Raw genomic sequence first — 13,157 nt, 5'->3', positions numbered from 1 at the left:
GACCATTCCTCACTCCCCCGCGGCCGGCTGCGACATCGGCGCGTTGAGCACGCCCGGCAGCGGCGAGTTATCGCCATCCTTCGCCGCCTTCAGCGCCAGGTGCACCAGCACGCCGAGAAAAGCGATCAGCAAAAGCACATAGAGGACAAGGTAGATGGCGAGCGTCAGGGCGACATGGCTGCCGGCCACCGGGCCGACCGCGTCGGCGGTTTTCAGCACGCCGGTCACCAGCCAGGGCTGGCGGCCGATCTCGGTGGTGTACCAGCCGGCCAGCGTCGCCAGCCAGCCCGACAGCGCCATCGGCACCATCAGCAAAGCGAGCGGCTTCGGCAGGCTGTGCCGACGCTTGAGGAAGAAAGCCGCCGACCACGAGACGAGGAGCATCAGGATGCCGGTTCCGACCATGATGCGAAAGCCCCAGAACACCGGGAACACGGGCGGATGGTTGCCGGGATAATCGTTGAGGCCCGGCACCACGCCGCTGGTCGAGTGCCGCAGCACCAGGCTGGCGCCGTCGGGAATGGCGATCTCGAATTTGTTTTCGCGGGCCGCCTCGTCGGGGAGCGCAAAAAGGACCAGCGGCACGTTGGGGCCGGTGTTCCAGTTGGCTTCCATGGCGGCGATCTTCTGCGGCTGGTGCTCCAGCGTGTTCAGCCCATGCTGGTCGCCGGCGAAGATCTGGATCGGGATCAGGATTGCCGCGGTGAAGACGCCGGTGCGCAGCGCCTTCCACATCGATTCCGAGCGGTCGCCGTTGAGATAGCGCAGCGCCGACAGGCCCGATATCAGGAATGATACCGTCAGCCCGGAGGCGAGCAGCATATGGGTCAGCCGGTAGGGCATCGATGGATTGAAGAGGATCGCCCACCAGTCGACGGCATGCGCCACGCCGTCACGGATCTCGAAGCCGGCCGGTGTTTGCATCCAGGAATTGAGCGCGATGATCCAGAAGGCCGAGACGGTGGTGCCGCCCGCCACCAGCACCGTCGCCAGCGTGTGGATGCGGTTGGAGACGCGGCGGAAGCCGAACAGCATGATGCCGAGGAAGGCCGCTTCGAGAAAGAAAGCGGTGAGGATTTCGTACGCCAGCAGCGGTCCTGCGATGTTGCCGACCGTTTTCATATAGCCCGGCCAGTTGGTGCCGAACTGGAAGCTCATGGTGACGCCCGACACGACGCCCATGGCGAACGACAGCGCGAACACCTTCACCCATGTGAAATAGGCGCGCATCCAAGCGGAATCATTCGTCGCATTGTAGCGCAGCTTGAAGAACAGCAGCACCCAGCCAAGCGCAATGGTGATCGTCGGAAACAGGATGTGGAACGAGATATTCGCGCCGAATTGCATGCGCGACAGGACGAGCGGGTCCATGGTGGGCTCCGGCTGCTACGAATGCCTGGAAGAATAGGGCGCGAGCCGTGCCCGGTCAAAGCGGCGTCGCGTCGCGCAGGGCGGAACGCCGCAGGGCCCCGATATGGCGTCGGCGTGCCCGGCCTCGACGCCCGCAATCGTTGTCGAGAACTGTCAGCAACGGCATTGACTTGCAGTTGCATGGGACGACATTCGGCCTATATCAGGGAACCTCTTTCAAGCAGCCGTTTTCAGCCATGTCTTCCATCCTGTCTATTTCCGGGGTCTCCAAGACCTACGCTACCGGTTTCACCGCGCTCAAGGAGGTCAATCTCGACATCCAGCGTGGCGAGATATTTGCGCTGCTTGGGCCCAACGGCGCCGGCAAGACAACCCTGATCTCGATCGTTTGCGGCATCGTCAACCGCTCGTCGGGCACCGTCACAGTCGACGGTCACGACATCAACAGGGATTACCGCGCCGCGCGCAGCCTGATAGGGCTGGTGCCGCAGGAGCTGACCATCGACGCCTTCGAGAGCGTCTGGGCGACGGTCAACTACAGCCGTGGCCTGTTCGGCAGGCCGGCCAATGCGGCCTTCGTAGAGAAGGTGCTGCGCGACCTGTCGCTGTGGGACAAGAAGGACGCCAAGGCGATCACCCTGTCGGGCGGCATGAAACGCCGGCTGATGATCGCCAAGGCGCTGTCGCATGAGCCGCGGATCCTGTTCCTCGACGAGCCGACCGCCGGGGTCGATGTCGAGTTGCGCCAGGACATGTGGGCGATGGTGCGCCGGCTGCGCGAGGACGGCGTCACCATCATCCTAACCACGCATTACATCGAGGAAGCCGAGGCGATGGCCGACCGCGTCGGCGTCATCAACCGCGGCGAGATCATCCTCGTCGAGAACAAGGCCGAACTGATGCGCAAGCTCGGCCGCAAGCGGCTGGTGCTTGAACTGCGCAATCCGCTGCCCGCAATTCCGGAAGCGTTCTCGCACTACGCGCTGGAGCTGTCGGGCGATGGCGGGCAGCTGACCTACACCTACGACAACCAGGCCGAGCGGCCGGGCGTCGCCTCGCTCATCCGCGACCTCGAGGCGGGCGGCATCCATTTCCGTGACATCGACACGCAAAACAGTTCGCTCGAGGAGATCTTCGTCAACCTGGTGAGAAGAGAGCCATGAACCTGCCCACGGCCATGAATCTACGTGCAGTATGGGCGATCTACCGTGTGGAAATGGCGCGTGCCTTCCGCACCGTGCTGCAAAGCATCGTCTCGCCGGTCATCTCGACATCGCTGTATTTCGTCGTCTTCGGCTCGGCCATCGGCTCGCGCATCACCGAGATCGACGGCATCAGCTACGGCGCCTTCATCGTGCCGGGCCTGATCATGCTGTCGCTGTTGACGCAGTCGATCTCCAACGCCTCCTTTGCCATCTACTTCCCGAAATTCGTCGGCTCGATCTACGAATTGCTGTCGGCGCCGGTCTCCTATCTGGAGATCGTCATCGCCTATGTCGGCGGTGCCGCGACGAAGTCGATCATCCTCGGCCTTATCATCCTGGCGACAGCGTCGCTGTTCGTGCCGCTCACCATCCTGCACCCGTTCTGGATGGTCGCCTTCCTGGTGCTGACGGCGGTGACCTTCAGCCTGTTCGGCTTCATCATCGGCATCTGGGCCAAGAGTTTCGAGCAGTTGCAGCTGGTTCCGCTGCTGATCATCACGCCGCTGACTTTCCTCGGCGGCAGCTTCTATTCGATCAACATGCTGCCCGGCGTCTGGCGCACGGTGACGCTGTTCAACCCGGTCGTCTATTTGATCAGCGGCTTCCGCTGGAGCTTTTACGGCAAGTCCGACGTCTCGGTCGGCATCAGCCTCGGCATGACGGTCGTCTTCCTGGCCATCTGCATAACGATCGTCGCCTGGATCTTCAGGACCGGTTACCGGCTGAGGAACTGAGCGGCGAAAGTGCCCTGTGCCGCAGCCAGGTCTAAATCGCCTTGACCAGCCGCAGCAACCCCAGCATCTCGACATGCGTCCCCTTGCGGAAGGCGATGTAGACAGGCTCCTCGACACCATGGAAGCGGCGCTTGAACGCCGCCTGGCCTTGCAGGTTGAACCTGCGGCGGTTGACCCAGGCAGAGTCGTAGGCGCGCTGAAAAGTGTTGCGCCAGAAATCGCTCTCGGCAAATCCGCTCGGCCCGATGTCGACGAGCGGCGACAAGCCAAGCGTGACCACCGATATGCCCTCTTCGCGAAACCGGTCGACGGCGAACTTGGTCAGGCCGATCTCGGCGTGCGGCGAGGCATCGATATGCTTGCGCTTGAAGGCGGTGGTGTAGCCGATGACCTTGCCGTCGCGATACAACGGGTCGAAGTCGAGCAAGGCGACCAGCTCGCCATTGGGACCATGCAGGACGAAACGGCGCATATCGGTGCCCAGATGGTCGGCGAACGGGCGGTTGAGAAAGCCCATTTCCCTACGCTTGACGATGCGGTCGCCGCGCCAGTTGTCGGAAAGCCGGGCGATCTCGTCGAGATGGATCGTGCGCTTGTCCTCTTCGAACGAGAAGCCCTTCTTCAAGAGCCAGCGCTCGGAGTAGCGCACGGTCTCGTTGCGCTTTCCGGAAAAATCATGATCAGGCAGGGTGAGGCGGGTATCGATGCCGAGCCGATTGACCTTGTAGCCGAGCCCGGCCAGCACGCGCGCGGTCTCCTCGCCGATCTGCACGAACCACGGGCTGCCGCCGGTCTCGACGAAGCGTCTGATGTAGTCGGGCCGCAGCATTGGAGCCGCCACCGGATCGCCGAGTGCGAAATGATGCTTCATCTTGGTGCCGAAGGCGATGTAGCCGTCGGAGTCGCCGAAATAGGAAAGCTTGTTTTGAACGGCGCTTGAATAGGCGAGCGAGAAGTCGCCATGGCGGCGAACCAGCGCCAGGCGCTCGACATGCGTCAGCTCCTGCCGCGCCACCTTGGGCGCGGCGCCCTCGAGGATTTTGTCGAAATAGATCCGCAAGGAGGGCATGGCCGAGATTCCGCGTGCCGCCACAGCGCCGTGCGTTCAAGACGCGCAAAGGTGCTGTAACACTTTGATTCTGCGCATGACCTCGAAAATCGAACCCTTCCGGGCATGCGCGTGAGGATGACAAAGACCAGCCAGCCCCCCAAGGCCTCGAATCAATCACATTGCCGCGACCTGATTACCGCTGATATCGCGCATATGCCATATAGAGCGCAACCGCGGCCCAATGGATGGCTCGAAAATCGTATATGGCTCGAAAATCGGCAGCAGTTTGTTGTATGGATACTGCGCGGGGTCAAACGGTTACAGTGTTCTGCGAGCCATGCGGAAGGACGGGTCGAATGGGGATTCGAGGGTGAATGACTGATACGACAATCCGGTCGGTTGCGGACCTGCCGATAACGGTCGAGCCGGCAATCGTCGTCGGCGCCGGTGTTGCCGGATTGGTCGCGGCGCATGCCCTGATGAATGCTGGCGTGCCGACGGCGATCCTGGAAAAGGAAAGCCGGCTGGCCGAGCCCTGGCACCGGCGGCACCAGCAGTTGCATCTCAACACCCACCGCGATCTCTCTTCGCTGCCCGGCCTTGCCTATCCCCCCGGCACGCCTGCTTTTCCGCAAAGGACGGCCGTCATCCGCCATATGAATGATTTCAGTGGGGAGAACCAGCTGCCGGTGCAGTTTGGCGTCGCTGTCGAAGAGATCACCTTCAAGGGCGATCATTGGGCGCTGCGGACCAGCGCCGGACTGCGCCTTGCGCGCAATGTCGTCATTGCCACTGGCCGCGACAGGTTGCCATTCATTCCCGAATGGAAAGGCATGAAGGATTTCGCCGGCCGCATCATCCATTCGGCGGATTTCGGCGACGCGCAGGGCTATGCGAGCCAAAAAGTGCTGGTCGTAGGCGCCGGCAATTCGGGTTTCGACGCGCTCAATCATCTGACCGGCATAGCCACGGCAGCCATCTGGCTGTCGGCCCGCAACGGCCCCGCTTTGCTGCCCAAGCGGATCAGCAAGATCGCCGTGCATAGGCTTTCGCCGCTCATGGCGCGCTTGCCGTTGCGGATCGCCGATGCGGTGATGGCAGCAACGCAGCGCCTGGTCTTCGGCGACCTGACCAAATTCGGCCTGCCGCCAGCGCCCTCGGGCGGCGCCAGCCGGTTGACCTCGGACTACACAGCGATCGCCGCCGACGACGGCGCCGTCAGCGCCATCAAATCGGGCAAGATCACCGTGGTGCCGGCCATACGGGAATTCACCCGCGACGGCGTCATACTGGCCAATGGCAGCCTGGTCTATCCCGACATCGTCATTGCCGCGACAGGCTATCGCACCGGGCTGGAGCCCATGGTCGGCAAGCTCGGCGTGCTCGACGGCAAGGGCGTTCCTCTCTTCAATGGCGGCCAATCCGATCCGAAATTCCCCGGCCTGTGGTTCACCGGCATGCGGCCAAGCATTCGCGGCTGTTTCGCCAATGCCGGCATCCTGGCCAAGGCGATCGCCAAACGGATTGCAGGTGCCGCTGGCGCCTCATCCGGTGCCTCACGCTGATTTCGGTTCGAGCCGCCGGGACTCGACGACCTCCATCATCAAGTCCTCCTCGACCATTCCGGCATTGTGCATGGAAACAAAGACCTAAAGCGCGGCGCATGAATCCATTTCGACGCGACGCGCTTTAGTATCAGACCGCGATCTTGCCGCCGCCCTGTTTGGTGATCGCGACCACCGCCGGCCGTACCGGCATGTCGGGTTTGAAGTCGGGCCAGCGCGTCGACAGGTCCTCGTAATAGGACGGGCGGCCGAACGGCTCCCAGTCCTCGCCGCCGTCGCCCGGATGCTGGACGGCGACAAAGGCGGTCTGGTCGTCGGGCGCGAACAGCGGGCCGCACATTTCGGCGCCGATCGGCACGCGGAAGAACAGTTTCGAGGTCGCCCGCGCCGCGCCTTCGGTGTCGACCGCCCACAGACCATCTGTGCGGCCGGTGGTTTTCGGGCCCTGGCCGTCAGTGGCCACCCACAGGCGCCCAGCCGAATCGACCGCGCAATTGTCGGGCATGCCGAACCAGCCATTGGCCGTCGTCGCCGTCGAGAAGGTGGCGCCGACATCGGCGACGGAGGGATCGCCGCATTTCAGCAGCACTTCCCACTTGCCCTTGATGGCGGCGAAATCGCCGCCATCTTCCGATATTTCGATGATGTGGCCGAAGGCGTTGTCGGCGCGCGGATTGGCGGCATTGACCTGGTCGGCCTTGCGCTTCGAATTGTTGGTCAGCATGACATAGACCTTGCCGTTGACGGCATTGGGCTGGATGTCCTCGGGGCGGTCCATCTTGGTGGCGCCGAGCAGGTCGGCGGCGCGGCGTGTCTCGATCAGCACGTCGGCCTGGCTGGTGAAGCCGTTCTCAGTCGTCAGCGGCGCCTTCCCGAAGACGATCGGCAGCCATTCGACCGAACCGTCCTCGGCGAACTTGGCGACATGCAGCGTACCGTCGTCGAGCAGATCCTTGTTGACGGCATGGTCGTTGGGATTGAACGCCGCCTTGGTGACGAATTTGTACACATAATCGAAGCGCTCGTCGTCGCCGAGATAGAAGACAACGCGACCGTCCTTGGCGACGATCGATTCGGCGCCCTCGTGCTTGAAGCGGCCCATGGCGGTGCGCTTCCTCGGCGTCGAGGTCGGATCGTTGACATCGACCTCTACGATCCAGCCGAAGCGGTTGGCCTCATTGGGCTCCTTGGCGAGGTCGAAACGATCGTAATGGGCGGCCCATTCATAGGCGCCTTCAGGGATGCCAAGGCGCTTGTAATTGGCGGCCTCCTTGTGGCCCTCCGGCAGGTCGCCGGAGAAATAGCCATGGATGTTCTCCTCGGCCATCACATAGGTGCCCCAAGGGGTGACGCCGCCGGCGCAGTTGTTGAATGTGCCGAAAACCTTGGTACCGGACGGGTCGGCGTTGGTCTTGACGCGGTCGTGGCCGGCGACCGGACCAGACAGCGCCATTTCGGTGCTGGAGGTGATGCGGCGGTTGAGCTTGCCGTCGCGCACCACCTGCCATTTGCCCGAGACCTTGCGTATCTCGACGATGGTGCCGCCGTGGGCAGCCATCTCGACATCGACCTGCTCCTTCGAGAGCGGTGCGACTTCGGCCGATTTCTTACCGTCCTTGTCGACGATCTTGACGACGCCCGGAAACATCAGATGCGGGTTGGTGTATTCGTGGTTGACGACCAAAAGGCCGTGTTCGGCCGAACCGTCGATCGGGAGATAGCCGACATAGTCGTTGTTGTAGCCGAACTGTTTCGCCTGAGCCTGCGCCGACTGTTTCGTCGGGTCGAACTCCGGCGAATCGGCAAACAGCGGATCGCCCCAGCGCAACAACACATCGGCATCGTAGCCCGGCGCGACATGGTGTTTGTCGTCGATGCCGGCCTCCAACTCGTCGAACGCGAAGGCGGAGCCTTCTGCGGCCCGGGCCTCGTCCGCACTGACCAGCGCCAGCGGACTAACGGTTGCGGCGATGGCCGAGACGGCCAGTGAACCTTTGAGGAAGCCACGGCGCGAGAACCGCGCGGCGATGATCTCGCCCATGGTGCGGTTGTCCGTAGGGTTGGCTGCGGGGCCGTCGTTTTCCTCGAGCAGGCTGGTGCGGAATCGGGCGTCGGGGGAGCGTTTTTCGGTCATTTAGGACTTGCCTCTGGCTTTGGGCGATGGCTGGAGCGTGTTGCCTGTTTAACCCCTTATAGCCGGTCGATCACATTTTCGTGACATCTCCAGTCGCTTTCACCGGATTTCACGACCCGCCAGCCGACCCTTTTCGCAACCGAGCGACGCGAGGGACCAAAGTCCTGCTCAGGCCGAGCAAAGGTCCCTGTCGGCGCGGCATTGGTCGTGGGCCCCCTATGCCAAGGCCACTATGCCGGCAATAGTCGGCCGCTTGCCAAAGCCGGCATCGGCCTGATGTATAGGAGGATCCGTGATGCGCGGATCGACCCCCGCCCGCTTTCGTTGGCTGGCTCTGAGAGCAACATCGGCATTGGCGCTGGCTGTCGCCCCCTATCAACTCGCCTTCAACGGCTCCGCGCCCGGCCTCATTGCCGCAGCCGCACACGCCAAGGATAGCGGACATGATGGTGGCGCTGGTGGAAGCGGCGGAAGCGGCAGCGGAAACAGCGGAAATTCCGGGTCTGGTGGCGGCGACGACGGCGCCAGCAACGATCATGGCACCACCGACAATTCCGGAACCGGAAAAAGCCAAAACGATGGCGGAGCCGGCCATCACGTCAACGCGGCCACTGGCGACAAGGTTGACGTGGATCGCAACAAGATCGAGGTACAGCATCCCGATGGCACCACCGAAGAGATCGCGAACGGCCGTTTCGAGATGAAGGATGCGCTCGGCCGAACGATCGTCGAACGTGCAGCGACGGCGCGCGATTACAGTCGTCTTCAGGCTTTGTGAGGCAGGCCACCCAGGCAACGGCCTGCTTCGCAGTCACCTCCGCCGCCCCCGGCGGAGGTGACTTGATGTTCGGCGTCTGCCGTCGTCAGGCATCATGGAAACCCAGTATCCCGCTCGACGATGGCGATCGCGGCGCCGTTCATACAAAGCTAATATAGCATGCGATTAGGACTTTAGTCCAATCTTGCGCTTGCAAAGGTCCTGGGTGACAACGGCAACGGTCGGAGGTCGCTTCCGGGCACCGCGTCTTTCGGCGATGTTGGTTGCAACCGCAACGTTGAGGGTGGGCGCGCCGGGCTCAATCGACGGAGATCAGGATGCACAGATCGCTCACAACGCGTTGTTGCCGGCTTGCGCTTAGATCCGCGGCTGCGCTGGCGTTGACCATCGCTCCCTATCAAATTGCCTTCCACGGCTCCGTACCCGCGATTTACGGCGCCAGCGCACAGGCCGGCAAGGGTGGCGGCAACGGCGGCGGCGGTGGAAACGGCGGTGGCGGAAATGGCGGCGGCGGCAATAGCGGTAGCAGTGGCGGCAACAGCAGCAGCAGCAGCGGGAATGGCAACAGTGGCAATGCCGGCAAGTCGGGTGCCAACAAGGGTAAGAACGGCAACAGCGCGAGCCATGTCAATGCAACGACCGGCGACGAGGTCGACGTGACAGGCAACAAGATCACGATCCGGCATCCCGACGGCATAACGGAAAAGCTCGAGAACGGTCGTTTCAGGATGGAGGATGCGCTCGGTCGCACGATCATCGACCGCCGGGCCACACCAGCCGACGTCGGCCGTCTCAAGGCCTTGTGAAGCCGACCAACAGGCAACGGCCGGCCTCACACGTCACCTCCGTCGCCCCCGGCGGAGGTGACCTCGTTTGGGGGTTTAAGACTGGTTGCGGTCGCGCAGCTCACGCATCATCAAAGCCGCTTCGGTGCGGTTGCGCACATTGAGTTTCGACAGCACCCCGGTCATGTGATGCTTGACGGTCTTCTCCTGCAGCTCCAGCCGCAACGCGACTTCCTTGTTGCTTAGCCCCTCCGCCACCAGCCGCAGAATTTCCGTCTGCCGTTCCGTGAGTTGCCGCAGCCGGTCCGCATTGCCGTTGGTCGGATGCTGGGACTGGAGATCCGAAAGCAGGCGAGCCGAGAGCGTCGGCGAAAGATAGCTTTCGCCGGCCGCCACGCTGCGCAGGATATCGGCAAGCGCGCGCGATCCGATGCCTTTGAGCACATAGCCGCACACCCCTGCATTCAGGGCCATGGTCACATCGGCATTGGCCTCCGAAACGGTCAGCATGACTATCTTCTGGGCGGGATGGCCGGCGAGGATCCCCGCAACCGCGGCCAGGCCGCCGCCCGGCATCGAAATATCGAGCAGCAATATGTCCGGCCGAACGGTCGAGACGATGCGTTCGGCATCCTGCGCCGTGGCACCCTCGCCAACCATATCGAAGCCTCCGATCTCCGATAGGCTGCGCGTCACACCTTCGCGGAAGAGGGGATGATCGTCGACAATGGCGATGCGAATGACACCAGTCATGCTTGCTCCTCGACCGATAGACGGATTACCAGACGCGTGCCTTGCGGCCCGGTCAAGGTTTCAAACTGGCCGCCAATGCTTTCGACCCGCTCTCTGAGGCCGGCGAGCCCGAGGCCCTCGTCCCGTGCCGGATCGAAGCCTGGCCCGGCATCCGATACTTCAACGTAAAGCCTGCCACCCTTCATTCCGGCACTCACCGCCTGATCCTTGCCTCGCGCGTGGCGATAGGCGTTGTTCAGCCCTTCCTGCACGAACCGATAGATACTGATCTTCTCCGACGCACCGGGCTCTGGCAACTGTCCGGCCAGCGTGAGGGTCACGGACGTTCCCGTCCTCAGCTGGTGTTCGTTGACCGCCAGCCGCAGAATGTCGTTTGCGGCAGCCGTCTCGATCTGCGGCAGGACGAGGCCGGTGCAGATACCGCGTATCTCGCGCAACGCATCCTCCAGTGTCTTGCGGATCATCGCGACCTCGGTGGAGCGGCTTTCGCCCGAATGGCCATCGCCGGAAAACACCGGACTATCCATGCGCAGCGCCGCCAGGGCCACGAGTTGTGCCGGACCGTCATGCAGATCGGCGCCGATTCGGCGCAAATACCTTTCGTTGAGCGCGGTGGCGCGACGGGACGCCCGCTGCACGCGCACTCGCAAGGCGCTGTTCTGCGTCACCAGGCCCTGGAGCTCCGACACCTGGCGGCGCAGCGCCCCGCGCTGATCGTCGATGGTGCGGCTGCCGCGCAGGACGATGCCCGACAGGAGCAGGAAGGCCGCCAGCGTCGCGCCGGCGACGATCAGCCAGCTTGACCACAAAGCGGAAGCCAGCGTGGCTTTGAAGTCGTCGGCGATCTCATAGAATTCGGTGACCGCCACCACCTCGCCGGACCACGGCTCGCGCACGGGATTGTAGATCTCCAGCAATGGCAGGCCGGAAGCCTTCTCCTCACCTTCACTATCATCGAACGTATTGAATTCTGCGACGACACTGCCTTTGAAGGCGGAACGCAGATTGTCGCTCGGATCGAAGCGGCGGCCGATCAGCGCCGTCTCCTTGGCGTAGAGAACTGTGCCGTCACGGCTCCAGAGCTTGAAAGATACGAGGCGCTTGCCGAGCGCGCCCTGGCCAAGCGTCTCGTCGAGCGCCTGCTTGACGGAGTCGCTGAGCTTCTGCTGCTTGCGCAGGTCCGGGAGTAGGGGCGCAATCACGCTGTCGACATACAGCGCCGTCGTGGCGGCCGAATTGCGGATGACGCCATCCCGGATCTGACCCGTCACCCAGGCTCCCACCACCAGCATGACGGCCAGCAGGCCAAAGCCGCCGGCAACGACGAATTGCAGGGCAAGGGAAAGCTCGCTCCAGCGCCGCGCCAAGTTTTGAACAATACGAATCATGAGCCCCTGACCGCCCTTCAATCGATAGGCTGGGCGATTTCAATACATTGGGCTTCCGCCTTGCTGTTGCCAAGGCCTACGTTCGGTCGAGGTCGCTTGACGTCCCGGCACGCTTCGGAAACAACGTCCGCGAACTCACGCGGCGGGAGCTGCTTCGAGAGGGGGATGAAACATTGAGTCTTTCGGGATTGCTTCAGCTCGGCTTTTCGACGGTCATCTTCCTGCTGGCGGCCACCGCCGCCAAACAGTGGGGCCTTGCGCCGAGCCTTGGCAAGATCCTGCTGACGCTGGCGCTCTATTCCTTGGGCAATCTGATCATGCTGCGGCTGATCCGCGAATTCGGCATGTCGGTGTCATTCAGCCTGTCGGCAGTCATCCAGCTGGTTTCAGTGAATGCCGTCGCGCTGGTCTTCTTCGGCGAGCGCGTCAACGCGTTGCAGGCCACCGGCATCATTCTGGCAATCGCAGCCGTGGCACTGATCACGCTCGGACCCTATCTACAAGGCCGATTGTAACGGGCGAATTGCCGATGAAGAACGCCGCGAACGCTCTGCTCAACCGTGTCGAATTCCCGGTGCTTCTGGCCGGTCTGGTCATCGCCGCCGGCCTGTGGGGGCTCGAGGAATTGATCGAGGTGGCGCGGGCCGCCACGCCGCACGCTTTCGACACCGAAATCCTGCTCGCGTTCCGCAAGGCAGGCCAGCCCGACAGTCCGATCGGTCCGCCCTGCCTGGAGGGGGCGATGCGCGACATCACCAGCCTGGGCAGCGGCAGCGTCGTGGTGCTGATCGTAGCAGCGGCAATTTTTTATCTCTTGCTTATCCGCAGGCCGGCGACCGCCCTTTTCGTCTTTGTGGCGGTGGCCGGTGGTCAGGTGCTGTCCAGCCTGCTGAAAGCTGGCATCGACCGGCCCCGCCCTGAACTCGTCTCGCATCTCGCCAACGAGACAACGCTGTCTTTTCCGAGCGGCCACGCCATGCTGTCGGCGGTGACGTATCTGACGCTCGGCGCGCTGGCAGCGCGCTTTCTGCCTGGGCGAACGACGAAGATCTATGTGTTGTCATTGGCGGTGTTGACGACGCTGCTGGTTGGCGTCAGCCGCGTCTACCTCGGTGTGCACTGGCCGTCGGATGTGCTGGCCGGCTGGTGCGCCGGCTTCGCCTGGGCGATGCTGTGCTGGCTCGCTGCCCGTGCATGGCAGCGGTGGCGCGCGCAGCGCCTGAACGGCGGCAAGGAGACCGGAGACTAGATCAGCCGGTTGATCAGCCCATGCCCGCAACCCGTTAGCAGGAAAACCACCGACAGCAAGCATGCCGATGTCGTGAAGGTCTTGAAAATAGCCAACCGCGTTATCCCCCTGCCCGTTTGGAACACCCTAACGCGCAATCCTCGG

Annotated in this window: 12 protein-coding genes; 7 read left to right on the top strand and 5 right to left on the bottom strand. The window is 63.0% G+C overall.

Translation table 11 applies throughout. The features are described 5' to 3' along the window. Window positions 1-9 precede the first annotated feature (9 nt). Window positions 10-1,371, bottom strand: coding sequence for a cytochrome ubiquinol oxidase subunit I (locus NKI20_RS20135; RefSeq protein ID WP_023762216.1), 1,362 nt, complete (start codon window positions 1,369-1,371; stop codon window positions 10-12). 236 nt (window positions 1,372-1,607) lie between these two features. Here NKI20_RS20135 and NKI20_RS20130 point away from each other — a divergent pair, with 236 nt between their 5' ends. Further along, window positions 1,608-2,534, top strand: a complete 927-nt coding sequence (locus NKI20_RS20130) for an ABC transporter ATP-binding protein (protein WP_352605932.1) — start codon at window positions 1,608-1,610, stop codon at window positions 2,532-2,534. A 14-nt stretch (window positions 2,535-2,548) separates the two neighbouring features. Next, window positions 2,549-3,310, top strand: a complete 762-nt coding sequence (locus NKI20_RS20125; protein WP_352605982.1) for an ABC transporter permease — start codon at window positions 2,549-2,551, stop codon at window positions 3,308-3,310. 31 nt (window positions 3,311-3,341) lie between these two features. Here the strand turns inward: NKI20_RS20125 and NKI20_RS20120 are convergent, their stop codons facing one another. Then, entirely contained in the window at window positions 3,342-4,379 is a 1,038-nt protein-coding gene (locus NKI20_RS20120) for a phosphatidylglycerol lysyltransferase domain-containing protein (RefSeq protein WP_352605934.1), read from the bottom strand. A 356-nt stretch (window positions 4,380-4,735) separates the two neighbouring features. Here NKI20_RS20120 and NKI20_RS20115 point away from each other — a divergent pair, with 356 nt between their 5' ends. Further along, window positions 4,736-5,926, top strand: a complete 1,191-nt coding sequence (locus NKI20_RS20115) for a flavin-containing monooxygenase (RefSeq protein WP_352833423.1) — start codon at window positions 4,736-4,738, stop codon at window positions 5,924-5,926. Window positions 5,927-6,056: 130 nt separating this feature from the next. On the opposite strand, the gene NKI20_RS20110 is transcribed toward NKI20_RS20115, so the two are convergent. Further along, window positions 6,057-8,060, bottom strand: coding sequence for a PhoX family protein (locus NKI20_RS20110; protein WP_352833421.1), 2,004 nt, complete (start codon window positions 8,058-8,060; stop codon window positions 6,057-6,059). 295 nt (window positions 8,061-8,355) lie between these two features. Between NKI20_RS20110 and NKI20_RS20105 the strand changes: the two genes are divergently transcribed. Further along, entirely contained in the window at window positions 8,356-8,838 is a 483-nt protein-coding gene (locus NKI20_RS20105; RefSeq protein ID WP_352833418.1) for a hypothetical protein, read from the top strand. 317 nt (window positions 8,839-9,155) lie between these two features. Further along, a complete protein-coding gene (locus NKI20_RS20100; protein ID WP_352833415.1) occupies window positions 9,156-9,644 on the top strand; it encodes a hypothetical protein in 489 nt (162 codons plus the stop codon). 75 nt (window positions 9,645-9,719) lie between these two features. Here NKI20_RS20100 and NKI20_RS20095 read toward each other — a convergent pair whose 3' ends face one another. Continuing rightward, window positions 9,720-10,376 carry a LuxR C-terminal-related transcriptional regulator gene (locus NKI20_RS20095; protein WP_023762224.1) on the bottom strand — a complete coding sequence of 219 codons (657 nt, stop codon included), beginning with the start codon at window positions 10,374-10,376 and terminating at the stop codon, window positions 9,720-9,722. Continuing rightward, window positions 10,373-11,764 carry a sensor histidine kinase gene (locus NKI20_RS20090; protein WP_023762225.1) on the bottom strand — a complete coding sequence of 464 codons (1,392 nt, stop codon included), beginning with the start codon at window positions 11,762-11,764 and terminating at the stop codon, window positions 10,373-10,375. Before NKI20_RS20090 ends, NKI20_RS20095 begins: the two co-directional genes overlap by 4 nt. Before the next feature lie 173 nt (window positions 11,765-11,937). Here NKI20_RS20090 and NKI20_RS20085 point away from each other — a divergent pair, with 173 nt between their 5' ends. Together NKI20_RS20085 and NKI20_RS20080 are read left to right on the top strand one after the other, a co-directional pair. Then, the gene (locus NKI20_RS20085) at window positions 11,938-12,279 is read left to right on the top strand and encodes a hypothetical protein (protein WP_031261091.1); all 342 of its coding nucleotides are present in this window, start codon (window positions 11,938-11,940) and stop codon (window positions 12,277-12,279) included. A gap of 14 nt (window positions 12,280-12,293) precedes the next feature. Continuing rightward, the gene (locus NKI20_RS20080; RefSeq protein WP_352833410.1) at window positions 12,294-13,013 is read left to right on the top strand and encodes a phosphatase PAP2 family protein; all 720 of its coding nucleotides are present in this window, start codon (window positions 12,294-12,296) and stop codon (window positions 13,011-13,013) included. The last annotated feature ends 144 nt before the right edge of the window (window positions 13,014-13,157 follow it).

This window comes from Mesorhizobium sp. M0830 (assembly GCF_040319965.1).
Taxonomy (GTDB): domain Bacteria; phylum Pseudomonadota; class Alphaproteobacteria; order Rhizobiales; family Rhizobiaceae; genus Mesorhizobium.
Note: the sequence above shows the minus strand (reverse complement) of the source record. Positions and strands in the feature narration are given on the sequence as shown.

Excerpts from the sequence above, each read along its gene's own strand:
- NKI20_RS20135 (WP_023762216.1), bottom strand. The coding sequence starts at position 1,371 with ATGGACCCGCTCGTCCTGTCGCGCATGCAATTCGGCGCGAATATCTCG.
- NKI20_RS20130 (WP_352605932.1), top strand. The coding sequence starts at position 1,608 with ATGTCTTCCATCCTGTCTATTTCCGGGGTCTCCAAGACCTACGCTACC.
- NKI20_RS20125 (WP_352605982.1), top strand. The coding sequence starts at position 2,549 with ATGAATCTACGTGCAGTATGGGCGATCTACCGTGTGGAAATGGCGCGT.
- NKI20_RS20120 (WP_352605934.1), bottom strand. The coding sequence starts at position 4,379 with ATGCCCTCCTTGCGGATCTATTTCGACAAAATCCTCGAGGGCGCCGCG.
- NKI20_RS20115 (WP_352833423.1), top strand. The coding sequence starts at position 4,736 with ATGACTGATACGACAATCCGGTCGGTTGCGGACCTGCCGATAACGGTC.
- NKI20_RS20110 (WP_352833421.1), bottom strand. The coding sequence starts at position 8,060 with ATGACCGAAAAACGCTCCCCCGACGCCCGATTCCGCACCAGCCTGCTC.
- NKI20_RS20105 (WP_352833418.1), top strand. The coding sequence starts at position 8,356 with ATGCGCGGATCGACCCCCGCCCGCTTTCGTTGGCTGGCTCTGAGAGCA.
- NKI20_RS20100 (WP_352833415.1), top strand. The coding sequence starts at position 9,156 with ATGCACAGATCGCTCACAACGCGTTGTTGCCGGCTTGCGCTTAGATCC.
- NKI20_RS20095 (WP_023762224.1), bottom strand. The coding sequence starts at position 10,376 with ATGACTGGTGTCATTCGCATCGCCATTGTCGACGATCATCCCCTCTTC.
- NKI20_RS20090 (WP_023762225.1), bottom strand. The coding sequence starts at position 11,764 with ATGATTCGTATTGTTCAAAACTTGGCGCGGCGCTGGAGCGAGCTTTCC.
- NKI20_RS20080 (WP_352833410.1), top strand. The coding sequence starts at position 12,294 with ATGAAGAACGCCGCGAACGCTCTGCTCAACCGTGTCGAATTCCCGGTG.